General features: G+C 36.1%; 23 protein-coding genes, 2 rRNA genes and 2 other annotated features. All 25 genes read right to left on the minus strand.

The features are described 5' to 3' along the window. Window positions 1-158: 158 nt before the first annotated feature. Complete coding sequence (locus OEV98_RS17040) at window positions 159-761, minus strand: class I SAM-dependent methyltransferase (RefSeq protein ID WP_263074557.1); 603 nt, start codon at window positions 759-761, stop codon at window positions 159-161. A gap of 160 nt (window positions 762-921) precedes the next feature. Then, window positions 922-1,284 carry a 50S ribosomal protein L7/L12 gene (rplL, locus tag OEV98_RS17045; RefSeq protein WP_263074558.1) on the minus strand — a complete coding sequence of 121 codons (363 nt, stop codon included), beginning with the start codon at window positions 1,282-1,284 and terminating at the stop codon, window positions 922-924. Window positions 1,285-1,327: 43 nt separating this feature from the next. Further along, entirely contained in the window at window positions 1,328-1,828 is a 501-nt protein-coding gene (gene rplJ / locus OEV98_RS17050) for a 50S ribosomal protein L10 (protein WP_263074559.1), read from the minus strand. A 35-nt stretch (window positions 1,829-1,863) separates the two neighbouring features. Further along, window positions 1,864-2,026, minus strand: a sequence feature (ribosomal protein L10 leader region). Between the two features lie 50 nt (window positions 2,027-2,076). After that, window positions 2,077-2,769: a 50S ribosomal protein L1 gene (rplA, locus tag OEV98_RS17055; protein ID WP_263074560.1), complete on the minus strand. Its 693-nt coding sequence runs from the start codon at window positions 2,767-2,769 to the stop codon at window positions 2,077-2,079. 140 nt (window positions 2,770-2,909) lie between these two features. Next, window positions 2,910-3,335 carry a 50S ribosomal protein L11 gene (gene rplK, locus OEV98_RS17060; RefSeq protein ID WP_263074561.1) on the minus strand — a complete coding sequence of 142 codons (426 nt, stop codon included), beginning with the start codon at window positions 3,333-3,335 and terminating at the stop codon, window positions 2,910-2,912. A gap of 166 nt (window positions 3,336-3,501) precedes the next feature. Next, on the minus strand, window positions 3,502-4,035 hold the full coding sequence (nusG, locus tag OEV98_RS17065) for a transcription termination/antitermination protein NusG (protein ID WP_263074562.1): 534 nt from the start codon (window positions 4,033-4,035) through the stop codon (window positions 3,502-3,504). Window positions 4,036-4,289: 254 nt separating this feature from the next. Further along, a complete protein-coding gene (secE, locus tag OEV98_RS17070; protein WP_263074563.1) occupies window positions 4,290-4,469 on the minus strand; it encodes a preprotein translocase subunit SecE in 180 nt (59 codons plus the stop codon). Window positions 4,470-4,517: 48 nt separating this feature from the next. Continuing rightward, complete coding sequence (gene rpmG, locus OEV98_RS17075) at window positions 4,518-4,670, minus strand: 50S ribosomal protein L33 (RefSeq protein WP_317633830.1); 153 nt, start codon at window positions 4,668-4,670, stop codon at window positions 4,518-4,520. 165 nt (window positions 4,671-4,835) lie between these two features. After that, window positions 4,836-5,501, minus strand: a complete 666-nt coding sequence (sigH, locus tag OEV98_RS17080) for an RNA polymerase sporulation sigma factor SigH (RefSeq protein ID WP_263074565.1) — start codon at window positions 5,499-5,501, stop codon at window positions 4,836-4,838. A gap of 76 nt (window positions 5,502-5,577) precedes the next feature. Further along, window positions 5,578-6,084: an NYN domain-containing protein gene (locus OEV98_RS17085; RefSeq protein WP_263074566.1), complete on the minus strand. Its 507-nt coding sequence runs from the start codon at window positions 6,082-6,084 to the stop codon at window positions 5,578-5,580. 5 nt (window positions 6,085-6,089) lie between these two features. Then, entirely contained in the window at window positions 6,090-6,830 is a 741-nt protein-coding gene (rlmB, locus tag OEV98_RS17090) for a 23S rRNA (guanosine(2251)-2'-O)-methyltransferase RlmB (RefSeq protein ID WP_263074567.1), read from the minus strand. 3 nt (window positions 6,831-6,833) lie between these two features. Continuing rightward, window positions 6,834-7,250 (minus strand): Mini-ribonuclease 3, encoded by a 417-nt coding sequence (locus OEV98_RS17095; RefSeq protein ID WP_263074568.1) that lies wholly within the window; start codon window positions 7,248-7,250, stop codon window positions 6,834-6,836. Between the two features lie 3 nt (window positions 7,251-7,253). Next, window positions 7,254-8,654 carry a cysteine--tRNA ligase gene (gene cysS, locus OEV98_RS17100; RefSeq protein ID WP_263074569.1) on the minus strand — a complete coding sequence of 467 codons (1,401 nt, stop codon included), beginning with the start codon at window positions 8,652-8,654 and terminating at the stop codon, window positions 7,254-7,256. Further along, entirely contained in the window at window positions 8,635-9,303 is a 669-nt protein-coding gene (gene cysE, locus OEV98_RS17105; protein ID WP_263074570.1) for a serine O-acetyltransferase, read from the minus strand. The genes cysS and cysE overlap by 20 nt, the downstream gene beginning before the upstream one ends. Before the next feature lie 253 nt (window positions 9,304-9,556). Further along, window positions 9,557-9,783: a binding site (T-box leader), on the minus strand. 51 nt (window positions 9,784-9,834) lie between these two features. Further along, window positions 9,835-11,289, minus strand: coding sequence for a glutamate--tRNA ligase (gene gltX, locus OEV98_RS17110; protein ID WP_263074571.1), 1,455 nt, complete (start codon window positions 11,287-11,289; stop codon window positions 9,835-9,837). Between the two features lie 133 nt (window positions 11,290-11,422). Beyond that, the gene (ispF, locus tag OEV98_RS17115; RefSeq protein ID WP_263074572.1) at window positions 11,423-11,902 is read right to left on the minus strand and encodes a 2-C-methyl-D-erythritol 2,4-cyclodiphosphate synthase; all 480 of its coding nucleotides are present in this window, start codon (window positions 11,900-11,902) and stop codon (window positions 11,423-11,425) included. A 31-nt stretch (window positions 11,903-11,933) separates the two neighbouring features. Next, complete coding sequence (ispD, locus tag OEV98_RS17120) at window positions 11,934-12,617, minus strand: 2-C-methyl-D-erythritol 4-phosphate cytidylyltransferase (protein WP_263074573.1); 684 nt, start codon at window positions 12,615-12,617, stop codon at window positions 11,934-11,936. An 89-nt stretch (window positions 12,618-12,706) separates the two neighbouring features. Beyond that, on the minus strand, window positions 12,707-13,792 hold the full coding sequence (locus OEV98_RS17125) for a PIN/TRAM domain-containing protein (protein WP_263074574.1): 1,086 nt from the start codon (window positions 13,790-13,792) through the stop codon (window positions 12,707-12,709). Between the two features lie 124 nt (window positions 13,793-13,916). Further along, window positions 13,917-15,293 (minus strand): DNA repair protein RadA, encoded by a 1,377-nt coding sequence (gene radA / locus OEV98_RS17130; protein WP_263074575.1) that lies wholly within the window; start codon window positions 15,291-15,293, stop codon window positions 13,917-13,919. 174 nt (window positions 15,294-15,467) lie between these two features. Then, window positions 15,468-17,897: an ATP-dependent protease ATP-binding subunit ClpC gene (gene clpC / locus OEV98_RS17135; protein ID WP_263074576.1), complete on the minus strand. Its 2,430-nt coding sequence runs from the start codon at window positions 17,895-17,897 to the stop codon at window positions 15,468-15,470. 17 nt (window positions 17,898-17,914) lie between these two features. Continuing rightward, the gene (locus tag OEV98_RS17140; RefSeq protein ID WP_263074577.1) at window positions 17,915-18,985 is read right to left on the minus strand and encodes a protein arginine kinase; all 1,071 of its coding nucleotides are present in this window, start codon (window positions 18,983-18,985) and stop codon (window positions 17,915-17,917) included. A gap of 3 nt (window positions 18,986-18,988) precedes the next feature. Next, entirely contained in the window at window positions 18,989-19,531 is a 543-nt protein-coding gene (locus OEV98_RS17145; protein WP_263074578.1) for a UvrB/UvrC motif-containing protein, read from the minus strand. Window positions 19,532-19,556: 25 nt separating this feature from the next. Continuing rightward, a complete protein-coding gene (locus tag OEV98_RS17150; RefSeq protein ID WP_263074579.1) occupies window positions 19,557-20,018 on the minus strand; it encodes a CtsR family transcriptional regulator in 462 nt (153 codons plus the stop codon). 490 nt (window positions 20,019-20,508) lie between these two features. Continuing rightward, window positions 20,509-20,624 (minus strand): 5S ribosomal RNA (gene rrf, locus OEV98_RS17155). 69 nt (window positions 20,625-20,693) lie between these two features. After that, window positions 20,694-20,815: ribosomal RNA gene (locus OEV98_RS17160) — 23S ribosomal RNA — on the minus strand; the annotation flags it as partial.

Here is a 20,815-nt window from a genome sequence, read left to right on the forward strand (position 1 = left end):
AAAAGAGGTTTCCTTAGAAAACCACTATTTAAAATGAATACATTATTTATACTATTTTCCCCAATTCAATGTAATTATATACATAATTAACTAAAAATTGGGTGAATAAGTAAATACATGTTGGCATTAAAATATACTAACATAAGGAAATAATTATGTCAAACTTTTTTCCCTTTTAAAATATAGTAGCCCTTGTCTTTTTTCACGACTTCTACTTCACTAAAAATTTCCTCCATTTTAGCCTTTGCAGAAGGGGCACCTTGTTTCTTTTGAATAACAACCCACAATTCACCATTATCACTCAAGTGTTCATAACTTTTTTCTAGTATTTCAAACACTATTTTCTTTCCTGCGCGTATGGGTGGATTGGTTATAATCGCAGCAAATGAATTAGCCTTCACATTATCAAAAACATTGCTTTCATATATCATTACATTTGTTATTTGATTCGTTTGTGCGTTTGCTTTCGCTAATTGGAGCGCTCTCTCATTAACATCGACCATATGTATATCGCGATTAGGATAAGATTTTGCAAGAGCTAAACCGATAGGACCGTACCCACAACCAACATCTAATAATGGTCCATCTATTTCCGGATCAATAAATGTTTCAATTAATAATCTGGATCCAAAATCAACTTCTTTTTTAGAAAAGACACCATTGTCGGTTTGAAACTGAAAGGAAAAGCCTTTTAATTGGTAGGACCATACAACCGGATTACTTGCTGTTTGCGGTTTGTTAGAATAATAATGTTCCGTCATTCATATCACCTTCAGCATTCAAATTAAAGCCGGAAACTTGGTAAGGGTGGTTACTAGATGTATTGGAAGAAATGCTGTTATTTTGAAAAAAAGCTCGCTTGATAAAGCGAGCCTTTTATTAAGTTAGCAGCTGCTAACTTTCATTTATATAGAGAAGCTATTATTTAACTTCAACGCCAGCTCCAACTTCTTCAAGTTTAGCTTTAATTTCTTCTGCTTCTTCTTTAGAAACTGCTTCTTTAACTGGTTTTGGAGTGTTATCTACAAGTTCTTTAGCTTCTTTAAGTCCAAGACCTGTAATTTCGCGAACAACTTTGATTACTTTGATCTTTTGAGCACCAGCATCAGCTAATACTACATCAAATTCAGTTTGTTCTTCAGCAGCAGCTGCACCAGCGCCACCAACTACAGCTACAGGAGCAGCAGCAGTTACACCAAATTCTTCTTCAATTGCTTTTACTAAGTCATTAAGTTCTAAAACTGTCATATTTTTTACAGCTTCAATGATTTGTTCTTTAGTCATTTTTAGTTCCTCCTATTTTATATGTTCTAATTGTATAAATTAATTACGCGCCTTGTTCTTCTTTTTGATCTGCAACTGCTTTAGTAGCAAGAGCAAAGTTACGGATTGGAGCTTGTAGAACACTAAGCAACATAGAAAGTAAACCTTCTCTGGATGGAAGTTCAGCAAGTGCTTTAACTTCTTCAACAGTTGAAATGTTTCCTTCGATTACAGCAGCTTTGATTTCAAGAGCTTCATGTTTCTTAGCAAAATCATTAATGATTTTTGCTGGAGCAACAACGTCTTCCGCACTGAATGCAATAGCGTTTGGTCCAGTAAGAACTTCATTCAAACCAGCTAATTCAGCAGTTTCAGCCGCTCTACGTGTTAATGTGTTTTTGTAAACTTTGAACTCGATACCAGCTTCGCGAAGTTGTTTACGAAGTTCAGTTACTTCAGCAACATTTAATCCACGGTAGTCAACTACAACTGTAGAAACACTGTTTTTAAGTTTTTGGGCGATTTCATCAACCACCAATTTCTTTTGTTCAATTGCGTTGCTCATACATACACCTCCTAGAGAAATTTCTCCATCTATACCGATCCACAATAAAACCTCCAGGTCTTTTGTAGACATGGAGGTTGATACATAGCAAAGTTATCAGCTATCAATTAAAATTAATTGAAGCTTCTATGTTTCATTACCTAGGTAGGAAATTAAGCTTTTCGCACCTACTGTCTACGGTATAAATGTTATTTTTAAAATCAACAAAATTTATATTAACAAATTTGTAGTACTTTGTCAACTATCTATTAAGAAATAGTAGCGCCGTCTACTTTAACCCCAGGACCCATTGTAGAACTTACAGTAATGTTTTTAATATAAGTTCCTTTAGCTGCTGCAGGTTTTACTTTTAATAAAGTATCGAAAATAGTTTGCAAGTTTTCTTGTAATTTCTCTACGTCAAATGAAACTTTACCGATAGGCACATGGATGTTACCAGCTTTATCTACACGGTATTCTACTTTACCTGCTTTGATTTCTTTCACTGCACGTTCAACATCAAATGTTACAGTTCCAGTTTTAGGGTTCGGCATTAAACCTTTTGGTCCTAATGTACGACCTAGTTTACCAACTTCACCCATCATATCAGGAGTAGCTACGATTACATCAAAGTCAAACCAACCTTGTTGGATTTTGTTGATGTAGTCAGAATCACCAACATAGTCAGCGCCAGCTGCTTCTGCTTCTTTTGCTTTCTCACCTTTTGCAAATACTAATACACGTTGAACCTTACCAGTTCCGTTTGGAAGAACTACTGCACCACGAATTTGTTGGTCAGCTTTCTTCGGATCTACTCCTAAACGAAATGCAGCTTCAACTGAAGCATCGAATTTTACAAAATTTGTTTTCTTTACAAGTTCAAGAGCTTCTTTAGCATCATACGCTTTTGTACGATCAACTAATTTGGAAGCTTCAACAAATTTTTTACCTTTATTAGCCATTATTATCCTCCTCGATTGTGGTTTTAACGGAATAACCTCCCACGAATAGAGGTTGCGATTTGAAAAGCATGGATGACATTTCTTTATCCTTTGCTAAACACATCACAACCCCAAAAAACAACTAAATAGTATTTAATCAATTAGTCTTCGATTACAATACCCATACTACGAGCAGTACCTTCAACCATTGCCATTGCTGCTTCAACGCTTGCTGCGTTTAAGTCTGGCATTTTAGTTTCAGCAATCTCGCGTACTTTATCACGTTTAACTGTTGCAACTTTTTTACGGTTTGGTTCACCAGAACCAGACTCGATTCCTGCTGCTTTTTTAAGAAGCACAGCTGCAGGTGGGGTTTTCGTAATAAACGTAAATGAACGGTCTTCGAATACCGTAATTTCTACTGGAATAATTAAACCAGCTTGATCAGCTGTACGAGCGTTAAATTCTTTACAGAATCCCATGATGTTTACGCCAGCTTGACCTAATGCAGGACCTACTGGTGGCGCAGGATTAGCTTTACCTGCAGGAATTTGTAATTTCACCAATTTAATGACTTTTTTAGCCACGAGACACACCTCCTTAAGTCCGTGATGTGGTAATTGGGGTATTCCCCTCCCACTCATTTCATATATATAATAAATATATTTTAACTAATGTCAATCTCTAAACTCTAGAGACATACTGACTTAAAAATATTATCAGATTTCTATTCATATTTCAAGTTTTTTTAGATTATAATTTATTGATCTGCGAAAAATCAAGTTCTACAGGTGTTTCTCTACCAAACATGTTAACCAATACTTTCACTTTTGCTTTATCTTTATCCAATTCTTCTACAGTTCCTGTAAAGTTTTGGAAAGGTCCTTCGGTTACTTGTACAGTTTCGCCTAGTTCAATATCGATATCGATTCGTCGCTCATCAATACCCATGCGTTTCAACAAGCTAGTTACCTCTTCTGGTAATAATGGAGTTGGTTTTGATCCTGATCCACTTGAACCTACAAATCCAGTTACACCTGGTGTATTTCTTACTACATACCAAGAATCATCCGTCATGATTAATTCGACAAGGACATATCCGGGAAATACCTTTTTCTTCACTACTTTTGTTTTACCGTTTTTAATATCGGTTTCTTCTTCTTCAGGAACGACAACGCGGAATATTTTATCTTGCATCCCCATTGTTTCTACCCGTTTTTCTAAATTTGTTTTTACTTTATTTTCATACCCTGAATACGTATGAACTACATACCAATTTTTTTCCATTAAAAGAGGACTTTTGTCCTTCCCTCCCTGATTTATCAATTTAACTTTTGGCTATTATAGATTATCGCTATACTCATTATTCCGCAGAATGAAGAAACTTCTTTGCTTTTACGTACATAACAATAACCTTTAAAACTAGCCTAACTTTATCAGACTATCTAATAAAATTTTTGAGTAATTAAAAAACCCGTTGACCGGGTTTTAATTAATCATTTATTACCATTATAGCAAAGGATAAATATGTTATTCACTATTTAAGGAATTAATTCTATAATTTGTGAAATTCCTAAATCGATCAACGTGAAAAATAGTGCAAAAATGACAACAGTTGTGATGACAGTAATGGTATATTTCGTTAACTCATTACGATGCGGCCATCGAACTTTTTTCATTTCTTCAGCTACGCCGTGAAAGAAACCACTAATCTTCTGCATAACAGACCTCCAAGACCGGAAATATATTCACTATTAAATCTAACAAACTCATGTTTGTCGATGTATTGTGTGTAAACGGCAATTTGGACAATATTTTTTTAACTCAAATCGAACACTATTATCTTTTGATTCAACCGTTTTGTAATTTCTTGAACCACATTTTTCACAAGCCAAAATAATTTTTTTTGACACGATTTTCACCTTATTTCCGTTTTGTGTCAAAACTTATTACAATAAAATAGTATCTCTATCTTTCAAACTGTAACATGCAATTTAATAGTATGTCAATAATCTTTTAGAAGATTCGTTCTATACTTACGGAATTACTCCGTTTGTTTGGAATGATATTTTATAAATCAAATATAATTATAAATGCAGGTCATTACTCGTGATTTCTCTTGTTTCTAAATACTTTTCTAATTTTCTCTTCACGCGCTGTAACGCATTATCAATCGACTTAACATGTCGGTTTAGTTCTTCTGATATCTCTTGGTAAGATTGTCCATCCAAATAAAGGGCTAATACTTTCCGCTCCAAATCACTTAACAACTCGGACATTTTCACTTCGATATGATCGAATTCCTCCTGGTTAATCAGCATTTCTTCTGGATCTAATGCTTTTGTCTCTGAAATCATATCCATTAATGTACGGTCTGATTCTTCATCGAAAACAGGCCTGTCCAATGAAACATATGAGTTAAGTGGAATATGCTTCTGACGCGTAGCGGTTTTAATAGCGGTAATGATTTGCCTTGTAATACATAATTCCGCGAAAGCTTTAAAGGATGTGAGCTTATCATCTTTGTAATCTCTCACTGCCTTAAATAAGCCAATCATACCTTCCTGAACAATATCTTCACGATCCGCTCCAATTAAAAAGTATGACCTTGCCTTGGCGCGAACAAATTGTCTGTACTTATGAATGATAAAATCGAGTGCATCACTTTCCCCAATATGCACTAGCTCAATAATCTCTTCATCATTCATATCTTTATATTTTTTGCTAGAATTTAATCTATCAACGCCGTGCAAACAAATCACCCCAAACAGATCCTAGCATTTGTAATTTTAATTATACAGTAGCCTGTTTTTCAGCGTCAACCAACTTTTATTCCCCTCTTCTGAATTTTTCAAAAAAATCGGCGACTTCCTTTGACAGAGGAATTTTGGACAAAGGTTTCTTTTCTTGTATATATTGCATATTTTTATTTATATTTTTACCAATTTCTTGAATTTCATTGTACAATTCTCTTGCTGATTTTCGAAAAGCCCCTTGTCCAAAAATTGCCCATTGTTCTGTGTAATCAGAGGTTGCGACAAAAACTTTTGTTTTTCTATTCGTTAAATGGATAGCCATTTTTTCGATTTTTTCATCAGCTGTTTCATTTTCTTTTGTAAAAATAACTTCCAGTTTATAGTTTTTATACTTCCGTTCCAATCCTTTTACTACATAGGCATCAAACACAATAATAACGCGAATCCCCATATATGCCTGATACTCCGCCATCAGCTCGATTAAGCGGTCTCTTGCAGCTGCTAAATCTTTCTTTTTTAAATCTCTTAATTCTGGCCAAGCGCCTATCATGTTGTAGCCATCTACAAGTAAAATATCCATGCTAATTACCTAATTGGATAACGTTTTCGATAGATTTCATACATTAGTAGTGCAGCTGCAACAGATGCATTTAATGAAGTTACATGCCCCTTCATTGGTAAATTTATAAGAAAATCACATTTCTCTAGATTCAATCTCCCAATTCCTTTACCTTCACTACCAATCACAAGGGCAATCGGAAGAGAACCATCAAGCTCGCGGAAATCTTGGTTTCCTTTAGCATCCGTTCCCGCGATCCACACACCTTTTTCCTTCAATTCATCTATTGTTCGTGCAATATTTGTCACACGTACTACCGGAATATGTTCAATAGCACCTGTAGATGCTTTCGCAACGGTAGTTGTTAATCCGACAGATCGGCGTTTCGGAATAATAATACCATGGACACCACTCGCATCAGCTGTTCGCATAATCGATCCTAAATTATGTGGATCTTCTATTTCGTCTAATATAAGAAAAAATGGCGCTTCCCCTTTTTCCTCTGCACGCATAAATAATTCATCTAGTTCATAATATTGGTATGCTGCAACCTGTGCGATTACTCCTTGGTGGGCACCTTCTACCATTTCATCCAATTTTTTTCTTGGCACAATTTGCACAATAATCTTTTGTTCTTTTGCTTTTTGGATTAGTGGTTGCATTGCACCTTTTTGTGAACCTTCCCCGATCCATATTTTATTAATATCACGATTTGACTTTATTGCTTCTAATACGGCATTTTTACCGGTAATATAATTATTTTCCATACCTTAACCCTCCTTTCGTTCTTCTAAAATGGAAAATGACTGATAGATTATCTCCTCTAGACGGGAAAAATTACCCAAAAGGTAATGATATCCAATTAGTGCTTCAAAAGCTGTACTGTAGCGATATGTTTGAATATCGGTATTTTTAGGGACCGTGTGGCTTTTAGCATTCCGGCCCCGCTTTACTACCGCTACCTCTTCTTCTTCTAGAACATTCTCATTCATAAGAGAATGGATAACATATGATTGTGCCTTAGCGGAAACATATTTCGTTGCTTTCCGTTGTAAAAGATTAGGCTTAATTTCACCTTTACTAATGAGATGACGCCGAACATACAACTCATAGACACCGTCGCCCATATAGGCAAGTGCTAAACTATTTAATTCTTTTGGATTTACCGTTGACTCTAGTAATTTCATCGTTTAGCCTCTTTTCCAACGTGTTCCTTGAGGAGTATCTTCGAGAATAATATTTAAATCCTTTAACTGATCACGGATAAGATCCGCGGTTTGGAAGTCACGATTTTTTCTTGCTTCAATTCTTTTTGCGATTAACTGTTCAATCTCCTCGTCAAGCAATTCCCCTTTTGTATCAAAAGTTAAACCTAGCACTTGGAAAAACTCCTCAAACAGCTGGATAAATTGATTGATTACTTCCATCGATGTATTTTTTTCCATCAAATAATAATTCGCCGTTCTGGAAAGATCAAATAGAACAGAAATAGCATTTGCTGTATTAAAATCATCATCCATCTCACGAATGAAATCCGCTTTATGTTTTTGAATTTCAGCTAACCATTTTTCGTTATCATTTGTTAAATTCGTACTGGCTTCTTTTCTGTGATTTAAGTTTTGATATGCTGTTTGTATCCGTTCCAAAGCAGATTTTGCATTGGAGAGTAATTCATCACTATAGTTAATCGGATGACGATAATGAACAGATAGCATGAAGAATCGTAAAACGGTTGGATTATGCTCTTTAATGATTTCATGCACTAATACAAAATTACCCAATGATTTAGACATTTTCTCATTATTAATATTAATGTAACCATTGTGCATCCAATATTTCGCAAAAGTTTTTCCTGTAAAGCTTTCCGATTGCGCAATTTCATTTTCGTGATGCGGAAAGGCTAAATCTTGGCCACCAGCATGTATATCAATCGTATCTCCTAAATATTTTCTTGCCATTGCAGAGCATTCAATATGCCAGCCTGGACGACCAATCCCCCAAGGACTTTCCCAATAAATTTCATTAGGTTTCGCTGCTTTCCATAATGCAAAATCCAATGGATCCTGTTTCTTTTCGCCAATTTCTATTCTAGCACCAACACGGAGTTCTTCTACCGATTGATGTGATAATTTACCATAATCATCAAACTTCCTCGTTCTGAAGTAAACATCCCCATTGGATTCATAGGCATAATCCTTGTCTACTAATCCCTTTATAAAATCAATAATGATATCCATATTTTCTGTTACTCGCGGATGGACTGTTGCGTGCTTGCAACCTAAGGCATGAGTATCTTCGAAGTACGCTTGGATAAATCGATCAGCAATCGTTGGTACATCTTCCCCTAATTGACTGGCAGCCCGAATTAATTTATCATCGACATCGGTAAAATTAGAAACATAATTTACATCATATCCACGATATTCTAAATAACGACGAACTGTATCAAAGACAATAGCAGGTCTAGCATTACCGATATGAATATAGTTATATACTGTTGGCCCGCAGACATACATTTTTACTTTCCCTTTTTCTAGTGTTTCAAAAACTTCTTTTTCCTGCGTTAATGTATTATAAATTTTTATTGTCATGACCTTTACTCCTTTCTTGGCGTAACAGCTCTACTTCTGTCTTTAATTCATCTATTTGTTTTTGCATGGAGATACATATATCGGCAATCGGGTCTGGCAGATCTCGATGATTCAAATCCTTTTTTACTCTAATCCCATCTTGAACAACAACCCTTCCTGGTATACCTACAACGGTTGCGTTCGCTGGTACATCTTTTAAGACAACAGACCCCGCTCCAATCTTTGAATTCTCACCAATAGTGATTGAACCAAGCACTTTTGCACCAGTTGCTACTAATACATTGTCCTTAAGCGTTGGATGCCTTTTCCCTTTCTCTTTTCCAGTTCCACCTAGCGTAACTCCTTGAAAAATCGTAACATTATTTCCTATTTCACATGTTTCGCCGATTACAACACCCATGCCATGGTCGATAAAAAATCTCCTTCCAATCGTTGCCCCTGGATGTATTTCAATTCCAGTAAAAAATCGGCTAATTTGAGAAATGGCACGTGCGATAAAATATAATTTCTTTTTGAAAAACCAATGGGCCATTCGATGAGCCCAGATAGCGTGTAATCCTGAATAGGTTAATACTACTTCAATGTAGGATCTGGCTGCTGGGTCTTGCTCAAATACAACTTCAATATCTTCTTTTATGCGTTTGAACATTATACCTCCCCCTTGCTTCGGAATAACCTTAAACCCAATATTTTTCCTAAACGATTTGTCTTAAAAGCTTTCTGTAAAAAGTTGGGAGCTTGATAATTTTTATTAAATGCGCGAAGTAGAATGAATACAAGTAGACTCACGCTATTTTCCTTAGGAAAATGGATTAATTCATACAGTGGGCTACTATATTATTTACTTTTGAACACATTGCATTTGTTATTTTTCCCCATAAAAAAAACGCCCCTGTCAATAAGACAGAGACGCTTTCACGCGGTTCCACTCTGTTTAGACTATATGTTAGATAAATAAGTCTCCACTCTGCCTAATAACGGTAGGGAACCGCCTTTATTTACTAATACACTGTTGTTCAATAAAGGACTCCGAGGTGCATTTCAATAATTCCGCTCTAGGTCACTTCCAGCCAAGGTGACCCTCTCTGATAGAACATCATTATTTACTTCTCCTCTTCAACGCATTAACTATATTCACATCTATCTTGTAAAACTAATATATTATATTTTCAGCTAAATGTTAACTCAAAAGTGCTTGAATTCGTTTAATTACTTTATCCTTCCCTAATACTTCAATTGTATTCGGAAGTTCCGGTCCATGTGTTTCAGCAGTAACCGCTACACGGATTGGCATAAATAATTTCTTCCCTTTTTGTCCGGTTTGTTTTTGCACTCGTTTAATTGCACCTTTAATTTCCGCCGCTTCAAATACTTCTAGTGCTTCTAATTCCTGAACAAATGCTTGAAGTACTTGCGGTACTGTTTCATCCGCTAAAACCTCCGCTGCTTCCCCTTCGTAAGCAATATCATCTTTGAAGAAGATTTCTGACAGCTCAACAATTTCTGCCCCATAGCTCATCTGTTCTTGATATAAAGCAATTAATTTTCTTGCCATTTCCAATTCAACTTCGGTTGGATGCTCTGACACACGGCCAGCTTTTATTAAATGCGGCAATGCTAATTCTACTACTTTATCTAAATCCAATTTTTTCATGTATTGATTATTTGTCCAAGTTAATTTTTGCTTATCAAATAATGCTGGAGATTTGGAAAGTCTTGCTGGATCAAAAATTTCAATGAACTCTTTCCGAGAGAAAATTTCTTCTTCCCCAGAAGGAGACCATCCTAAAAGTGCAATGAAGTTAAATAACGCTTCTGGAAGATAGCCTAACTCTTCATATTGCTCTATGAACTGAATAATGGACTCATCCCGTTTACTTAATTTCTTTCTACTTTCATTAACAATTAATGTCATATGACCGAAGATTGGTGCTTTCCATCCAAATGCTTCGTAAATCATTAATTGTTTTGGTGTATTTGAGATATGGTCATCTCCACGAAGTACGTGAGTGATTTCCATTAAATAATCATCAATTGTTACCGCAAAATTATAGGTTGGGATTCCATCCTTTTTAACGATAACAAAATCACCGATACCATCCGATTCAAAGGAAACCTCATCCTTAACCATATCCTTAAATGCATAAACCTTCCCAGCTGGTACATGGAATCGAATACTTGGTTGTCTTCCTTCCGCTTCTAACCGTTCTTGATCTTCCTTAGTCAAATGACGGCATTTTCCAGAATAGCGAGGCATTTGACCGCGAGCAATTTGCTCTTCCCGTTCTTTTTCTAATTCTTCTTCCGTACAATAGCATTTATAAGCAAGTCCACGATCTAAAAGATCATCATAGTATTTTTTGTAAATATCATTTCGTTCTGATTGACGATAAGGTCCGTATTTACCACCTACATCGACACCTTCATCCCAATCCATTCCTAGCCATTTTAAATATTTCAATTGGCTTTCTTCTCCGCCAGCAATGTTTCGCTTTTGGTCTGTATCCTCAATGCGAATAATAAATTTTCCCTTTTGATTCCGTGCAAATAAATAATTAAATAACGCTGTTCTAGCATTTCCAATATGTAAATGTCCTGTTGGACTCGGCGCATAACGTACGCGAATTTCGCTCATTGTTTTTTACCCTCCAATTTTCTTTTCAAGCTATATATATCTTTTTTTAATAGTTAAAAATAAATACCTTTTTCATTGTACATCAAATAAAATCATTGTAAATTATTATTCCTGGAAAGTTTGAAGAAAAAAACTATATTACTTTTTCTAAAAGTACTGCCGCAAGAGAGGCAATTCCTTCTTCCCTTCCGGTAAACCCTAATTTTTCTGTAGTAGTCGCTTTTACATTTACTCGAGAGAGCTCTGCCTCTAATAATTCAGCAATATGCTCCTTCATTTGGTCGATATATGGCGCCATTTTTGGTTTTTGGGCAATAATAGTGCAATCTAGATTTCCAAGCTGATAGCCCTCTTTTTTCACTAATTCCCACACTTGCTTTAATAAGACACTGGAATCTGCATCCTTAAAGGTTTGATCTGTATCCGGGAAATGCGTTCCTATATCTACAAGCCCTACTGCACCTAAACAGGCATCTGTAATGGCATGGAGTAATACATCTGCATCCGAATGACCTAGTAGCCCTTTATTATTTGGAATTGTTATTCCACCTATAATTAAAGGACGACCTTCTACTAATTGATGCACATCATAGCCTTGTCCAATTCGAAACATAAATAACCCCTCCTTACTTAAATCCGAAGTTCTACCTCATTTCTTTCGATAAAATAGCTTGAGCAAAATAGAGATCCTCTTTTGTCGTAATTTTAATATTATCATAATCACCTTCAACAATAATGACTTTTTCACCTAGTCGCTCCACTAAACTTGCATCGTCGGTACCGATGAATTGGTCCTGTTCTGCCATTATATGCGCATGCTTAATCAATGCCAATGAAAAAGCTTGCGGTGTTTGAATCGACCATAATGTATCACGATTGATTGTTCCCTGCACATACCCATTTTCTACTTTCTTTACGGTATCCTTCACTGGTACGGCTAAAATTGCCGCCCCATGGGCTTTTGCCGCTTCCACTAATTGATGAATATGCGATTGCTTTATAAATGGTCTTGCCCCATCGTGAATTAAAACAATCGTTTCCTCTTGGATACTTTGTAGCCCAGCATACACACTATGCTGTCTCTCCTTGCCACCTTTGACCATCGTTTTGATTTTTTTTAAACTGTAACGACTAATAAATGTATGGATATCTTTACGATCCGCATCATTTACTGCAAGCACAATGGATTGACACCAATCGTCTTGTTCAAATACCTTCAATGTATGTACGAGCACTGGTATTTCATTTATAGAAAGCAAAAGCTTATTTTTCCCTGCACCCATCCGCTTTCCAATGCCGGCTGCAGGAATTACTACTGTATATCCCATTCGCTTTTATCCCCTGAAATTTATAGATTATTCTCTATATATTAATATAAGGGGAGTTCATTTAAAAAACAAATGAATCTCCCCTTATATTATAATGCTTTTTCTAATAGTTTGGGCTTGGCAAAAATCATTCGCCCAGCTGAAGTTTGCAGCACACTCGTTACTAGTACATTAATCGTTTTACCAATATAGTTTCTGCCTTCTTCCACTACAATCATTGTTCCATCATCTAGATAGGCAATCCCTTGATTTTGTTCTTTCCCATCTTTGATGACTTGGACAACCATTTCTTCTCCTGGAAGAACTACTGGTTTCACAGCATTTGCTAAATCATTAATGTTTAGCACCTGCACCTTTTGTAATTCACAAACTTTATTTAAATTGAAATCGTTTGTAACTACCGTGCCATTTGTTAACTTTGCTAGCTTCACAAGTTTACTATCTACTTCCTGAATATCCTCAAAATCACCTTCATAAATTTCTACCTTGATTGATAATTCTTTTTGAATCCGGTTAAGAATATCCAAGCCTCTTCTCCCACGATTTCTTTTTAATACATCGGAAGAATCAGCAATATGTTGCAGCTCTTCTAATACGAATTGCGGAATGACAATCGTTCCTTCTAAAAAGCCAGTTTGACAAATGTCCGCAATTCGCCCGTCAATAATTACACTTGTATCTAATATCTTTAAATACCCAATTTTTTTGTTTGCATCTTCTTCGATTACTTTTTTCTTTCCACTTCGATTCGTAAAAAGATTGATTAATTCATCTCTCTTTTTAAATCCAACTTGAAATCCTAAATAACCAAATAATAGCGTTAAGACTATTGGAGCTATTTCATTAAGAACCGGGAACTGAATGGCATTTAATGCAAACCCAATTAAAAATGCTACAATTAATCCTACTATTAAGCCTATTGTTCCAAATAGCAAATCTAGAATCGGTGCTTTTACCATTGTTTCTTCAAACCATTTAATCAGATTTACTACATGCTGAACTGCCCAAAAACTAATAATATAAAATATAATAGCACCTAAAATTGCTGTTACATACGGATTATTTATAAAGGTAATATCCTCTATACTTGCCACTACATATAAATATGGCAATAATAGAATGCCTAAAGTCCCGCCAATTAATAAAAAACAAGCTTGCACAATTCGTGTTAGCACTGTTTTTTTCACCTCCTTGTTTACATTATAAACAAATAAATTCTTTTGAAACGTAATATTACATTTTTATTTTGAAAATGTTAGTTTTTTGAAATATAGAATGCATTTTCCATTATATTATCTGTTAATCTAATGCCATTTGTAGCGCTTCACGAATGGTTGAAACTCCAATTAACTCTAATTGTGAGTTCGATTGCCAGCCAGTTATATTATTTTTCGGAACAAAAATTCGTTTAAATCCTAATTTTTCTGCCTCTTTTACCCGTTGCTCAATTCGCGAAACTCTTCTTATTTCCCCGGTTAAACCAACCTCGCCAATAAAACAATCCGTAGCTCTTGTTGGCTGATCACGGAAGCTAGAGGCGATGCTGATTGCGACAGCTAAATCAATTGCCGGCTCATCTAATTTCACTCCACCTGCTGCCTTTAAATAGGCATCTTGATTTTGTAATAGTAAGCCTACCCGCTTTTCTAACACAGCCATCAGCAAGGATACTCGATTATGATCGATTCCCGTTGCCATTCTCCGCGGATTCCCAAAGGTTGTCGGCGATATTAATGCTTGGATTTCCACAAGGATGGGTCTTGTTCCTTCCATCGATGCAACAACAGTAGAGCCAGAAGCACCTTGCGAGCGTTCCTCTAAAAAGATTTCGGACGGATTTTCTACCTCTTCCAGACCGGACTCCTTCATTTCAAAAATACCAATTTCATTAGTAGAACCGAAGCGATTTTTAACTGCCCGTAGTATCCGGAATGTATGATGCCGTTCTCCTTCGAAATATAAAACGGTATCCACCATATGCTCTAGCAGTCTTGGACCAGCGATGGCTCCTTCTTTCGTAACATGCCCAACGATAAATATTGGAATTCCATTTGTTTTTGCAATCCTCATCATTTCACTTGTACATTCTCTTACCTGGGAAACAGATCCAGGTGCAGAGGTGATATCTGGATGATAAATTGTTTGAATGGAGTCTATAATAGCAAAGTTGGGTTGTAATTCTTGGATTGTCTGTTCAATAATAAGAAGATTTGTCTCTGAAAATACATATAAGTTATCGGATAATACACCGAGTCTGTCTGCTCTTAATTTCGTTTGTTTTACCGATTCTTCTCCGGAAATATAGATGACTTTTTCACCCTTATTGGCAAGCTGATTGGATACTTGAAGGAGGAGTGTAGATTTTCCAATTCCTGGGTCCCCACCAATTAGCACTAGGGAACCACCAACAATTCCGCCACCTAACACGCGATTTAATTCCCTAGAATCCGTTAATGTTCTTGGGTCCTGCTTAGATTCAATTTTCGTAATCGGAGTTGCCTTTTGCCCACCAACGGTTGTTGACGTATGATTAAACGCTACACGACGATTACCTTTTACCTCTTGAATTTCCTCAACGAATGAATTCCATTCATTACAACTTGGGCAACGCCCTAGCCATTTCGGAGATTCATAGCCGCATTTTTGACAAGTAAACTTTGTCTTAATCTTTGCCATTACTTTTCCCCTTTAAATTTCTAAAGATTGCGCAATCAAATTTTTGCCGCTACCCTTATGTGAATTAATTATATTTTCCCATACCGTAATAGGGAGAGGCAACCCACTAAAGTACTATGTTTCATTAGGTGAGTTGCCTCCTTTGTTAGATACTTTATTAAATTATTCTACCGCTCAGGAAAAAACATTCGTTTTCACTTTGAATTCTCCATCTTCTACATCAACGGTTACTTTCTGTCCTTGCGTCACGGCACCTTTTAATAATTCCTCAGATAATAAATCTTCAATATGCTTTTGAATAGCTCTTCTTAATGGTCTCGCACCATATTCAGGATCAAAACCAAAATCAACAATTTTTTCCCGTGCCGCATCTGTTAATGTTAGTTCAATATTTTGCTCTTTTAATCGTTTGATTAATGTATCGGATAATAATGTTACGATATTTTGTAAATGTTGTTTTTCAAGTGAATGGAAAACAATGATTTCATCAATCCGATTAAGAAATTCTGGACGAAATGCACGCTTCAACTCTTCCATTACTTTATCTTTCATATCTTTATAATCTTGGGTACCATCTTGTATATTAAATCCAACATATTTATTTTGTTTTAATGACGATGCACCAACATTAGAAGTCATAATAAGAACAGTATTACGAAAATCGACTGTCCTACCTTTAGAATCCGTTAATCGTCCATCTTCTAAAACCTGTAATAAAATATTAAAAACATCTGGATGTGCTTTTTCTATTTCATCTAAAAGGACAACGGAATACGGCTTTCTTCTAACCTTCTCTGTTAATTGTCCACCTTCATCATACCCTACATATCCAGGAGGGGAACCAACAAGACGGGAAGTGGAATGTTTTTCCATGTACTCGGACATATCGATTCGGATCATCGCATCCTCGTCACCAAACATCGCCTCCGCAAGTGCTCTTGCTAATTCCGTTTTCCCTACACCAGTAGGTCCAAGGAAAATGAAGGATCCAATTGGACGTTTTGGATCTTTTAATCCCGCTCTTGCTCTTCGCACCGCTTTTGATACAGCCTTTACAGCTTCATCTTGACCGATGACACGAGAATGAAGAATTTCTTCTAATTTTAATAGTTTTTCTGTTTCTGTTTGAGCTAGCTTTGACACTGGTACACCAGTCCAACTGGAAACAACATTTGCAATATCTTCTATTGTTACTTCATTATTTTCTTTTCCTTGTTTTGCTTTCCACACTTTCTTCGTATCCTCTAATTGTTCACGGAGTCTTTGCTCCATGTCACGCAAGGAGGCTGCTTTTTCAAATTCCTGGCCTTGAACGGCGGCATCTTTTTCTTTTCTTACTTCTTCTAATTTTACTTCTAGCTCTTTCAAATTAGGAGGCGTTGTAAAACTGCGAAGTCGTACCTTGGAACCTGCCTCATCTATTAAATCGATTGCTTTATCTGGTAAGAAACGGTCGGTAATATAACGATCGGATAACCGGACAGCAGCGTCAATTGCTTCATCCGTTATTGCAACACGATGATGTGCCTCATAACGATCGCGAAGCCCTTTTAGTATTTGAATGGATTCTTCTACAGATGGTTCATCAACCATTATCGGTTGGAAACGCCGCTCAAGAGCTGCATCCTTTTCAATATATTTTCTATATTCATCTAATGTGGTTGCACCAATACATTGGAGCTCTCCTCTTGCAAGAGATGGTTTTAAAATATTGGAAGCATCGATAGCACCCTCTGCACCACCTGCACCAATTAATGTATGAAGTTCATCAATAAATAGAATAATATTTCCTGCTTGACGAATTTCATCCATTACTTTTTTCAAACGATCCTCAAATTCCCCACGATATTTAGTCCCCGCAACTACGGTACCCATATCTAAAGTCATTACACGTTTATTTCTAAGTATTTCGGGAACTTCATTATTTACGATTTGCTGTGCTAATCCTTCTGCAATTGCCGTTTTCCCTACTCCTGGTTCACCAATCAACACTGGATTATTTTTTGTTCTTCTACTTAGAACTTCAATCACTCGTTGAATTTCTTTACTTCGACCAATTACTGGATCTAAGCTACCTTCTCTCGCCACTTGGGTTAAATCGCGAGCAAGGCTATCTAATGTCGGTGTATTAACATTAGAAGTAGACCCATTAGAATGTCCACCTGCTTCGTTATTACCTAATAATTGCAACACCTGTTGTCTTGCTTTATTTAAGCTTACACCTAAGTTACTTAGTACTCTTGCTGCTACACCTTCTCCTTCACGAATTAATCCAAGAAGAATATGTTCTGTTCCAACATAGGAGTGTCCTAGTTTTCTTGCTTCGTCCATGGATAGCTCAATTACTTTTTTTGCTCTTGGTGTATATGGAGGCGACTGGGTTTTTTCTTTCCCAATACCAATTAAGTTCTCTACTTCCTTTTGGATTTTTTCCGACGTTAAGCCGATACCAAATAATGCTTTGGCAGCGATTCCTTCGCCTTCTCGAACTAATCCTAAAAGGATGTGTTCGGTACCTACATTACTATGGTTTAGACGAATTGCCTCTTCCTGAGATAAAGCTAATACCTTCTGTGCTCTTTCAGTAAAACGGCCAAATAACATAATTTTGCCCCCTTAAATTAATCATTTTTTCCTAAAAGAAGACGCTCCCGAATTAATGTAGCTCTTCTTACATCACGTTCAAATGGCCGAAGTTGGCCACCAGCATATTGTTGTAAAAACCCCGGTTGGGTTAAAATCATTAATTCATTTAAAATTGATTTAGGTATGTCCTTTATATATCCCATATCTATACCCAAACGAACATCTGATAAACATCGAGCTGCTTCTTTAGATTCCATAATTCTACTATTTGTCAAGATACCTAAGGAGCGATATACTCTATCTTCCAGCTGAAGACCTGAAGTTTTAGCCAATACTTCTCTTGCGGATTTTTCTTGCTCAATTATTTGTTCGACAACACTTGTTAAATCTAAAATAATATCTTGTTCAGATTTACCTAATGTGACTTGGTTTGAAATTTGGAATATATTCCCCAAAGCTTCACTTCCCTCACCATAAATTCCTCGCACAACTAAACCTAATTGATTAATGGAAGGGATTAACTGGCTCATTTGTTGAGTCATCACCAAACCTGGTAAATGGACCATTACAGATGCTCTTAAGCCAGTTCCAACATTAGTTGGACAACTTGTTAAATAACCTCTGACTTCATTAAATGCGTACTCCAAATGTTGCTCTAGTTGATCATCCACCGCATTCGCTAAACTTAATGCTTCATTTAATTGTAATCCAGGGAAAATACATTGTATTCGAATATGATCCTCTTCATTCACCATAATGCTAATCTCTTCATTCGGCGTTAGTAAACACGCACCGTGTGAAGAGTCTTCTGCTAAATTTGGGCTAATCAAATGTTTTTCGACTAATACTCTTTTATGCAATGGTTGCAATTTCTCCATTTTCAAAATTTCAATATCCTTTAATGGATGTAACGTCAATAGTGGCAAAGTATCTTCAATTTGTTGGAGAACATTTTTTGCATCTTCAGGAGTAAAAATCGTCGGGAATAAATTATTCTTTAGATTTCTCGCTAATCGAATCCTTGATGTTAATACAATATCGGATTGCGGACCGTTACCGTTCATCCAAGAACTTCTTGACTGGGTTAAAAATTTCTCTAAAGACAATTTCTAGTTCCCTCCTTCTTGCATCAACTTCTCAATTGATCGAATTTCATCACGTATTTCCGCTGCCTTTTCAAATTCTTCGTTTACAACGAGTGTTTGCAACGTTTCCTTTAATATGTCAATTTTTTTCTTGAGATGGAACGTACCACCGGATCGTTGAGGGATTTTTCCGCTATGCTTCCAGTTACCCCCGTGTAATCTTCTTAAAATTGGAGTTAATTGCGTTTCAAATACCTCATAGCAATGTGCACATCCAAATCGTCCTACTTTTAAAAATTGGGAAAATGTCATTCCGCACTTATCACATTGAACCAATTCGTTTGCTTGATAATCTTTATTTTGCTGTTCCTGCTGAAAACTTGGTTGTACATTAAATAAACCTGCCAACAAGCTATTAATAGTTAAACTAGGTGATTGGTTAAACATAAAGAAATCCCCTTTTTCTCCTGCGCAATGTTCACACAGATGGACTTCTGTTTTCTCACCATTATTTATTTTTGTAAAATGCAAGGTTGCAGGTCGTTTCTGACATTCTTGACAAAGCATGATTTTCACCTCTTACATAGGGGAATTATTCGTATTTTAGTACCATCAACATAGCTTTGAGCATTCTCGCTCGAAGTTGATCCCGCTCTGGTAGTTCGATATAAATTACCGATCGATTTAATACACTTTCCATTAATTTTGCTTCACGATCCGTTATAACATCTTCCTCCACTAGCCGGTTAATGATATCGACTGCTGGTGCTTGAGGAATTGCATCACCAATTAATGAAATGATTTGATCAAGTAAATGTATATCATTATTTGGCCTTACTTTAATGATCCGAATATATCCGCCTCCACCACGTTTACTTTCAACTAAATAACCTCTTTCAATAGTAAAACGAGTATTAATCACATAATTAATCTGGGAAGGCACACATTGAAATTTATTGGCTACTTCACTTCTTTTAATTTCAACAATTTCTTCATTACTCAATTCCAATACTTGCTTTAAGTACTCTTCAATAATATCTGAGATGTTTCTCAAATTTTCCTCCCTCCTGAAATCTACAATATTATTTTATATGCACGTCGTCTGACTTTGACTATATTTGACTTTAATATATTATATATTTTTTTATTTCGAAAGGCAATTAGGATGACCAGTATTTTATTAAATTATTCTCTATATATTATTTTTTCCCTGCATTTATATTTCTAAACAGTACTAAAATTACAGGTAGTTACTTTTTCATTTATCTTTCAATAATATGTGGATTTGTACCTAAATACACTTTTATTGGTAAGCCTTTAATAAAAAAAGTTATTTTCATAAATAGTGACGTTACTTCAATAGCTTGCAGACACTATAACTTTTTTAGCTCATCAAAAAAAGATTCTTCAGAGTAAATATAAAAAAGACAATCTGATCAATTGTCTTTTACCCTTCGTAATGTGAAAGCCCATGTGCTTTTAGCTTTCGATCCCATTTATATGCACAAAAAAAGAACAGCTTTATTTCAGCTGTTCTTCGCGCTGCCTGGCAACGTCCTACTCTCACAGGGGGAAACCCCCAACTACCATCGGCGCTGAGAAGCTTAACTTCCGTGTTCGGGATGGGAACGGGTGTGACCTTCTCGCCATAGTTACCAGACAATTATTAATGAAAGGATTATTCCTTCAAAACTAGATAATGTAAGGTAAACTCCAAGTAAACATTCTTTTGGTTAAGTCCTCGAACGATTAGTATCCGTCAGCTCCATATGTCACCATACTTCCACCTCGGACCTATCAACCTTGTCATCTTCAAGGGTTCTTACTTAGCTTACGCTAAAGGGAAATCTC

Origin of the sequence: Perspicuibacillus lycopersici (assembly GCF_025660475.1) — a bacterium.
Taxonomy (GTDB): domain Bacteria; phylum Bacillota; class Bacilli; order Bacillales; family Caldibacillaceae; genus Perspicuibacillus; species Perspicuibacillus lycopersici.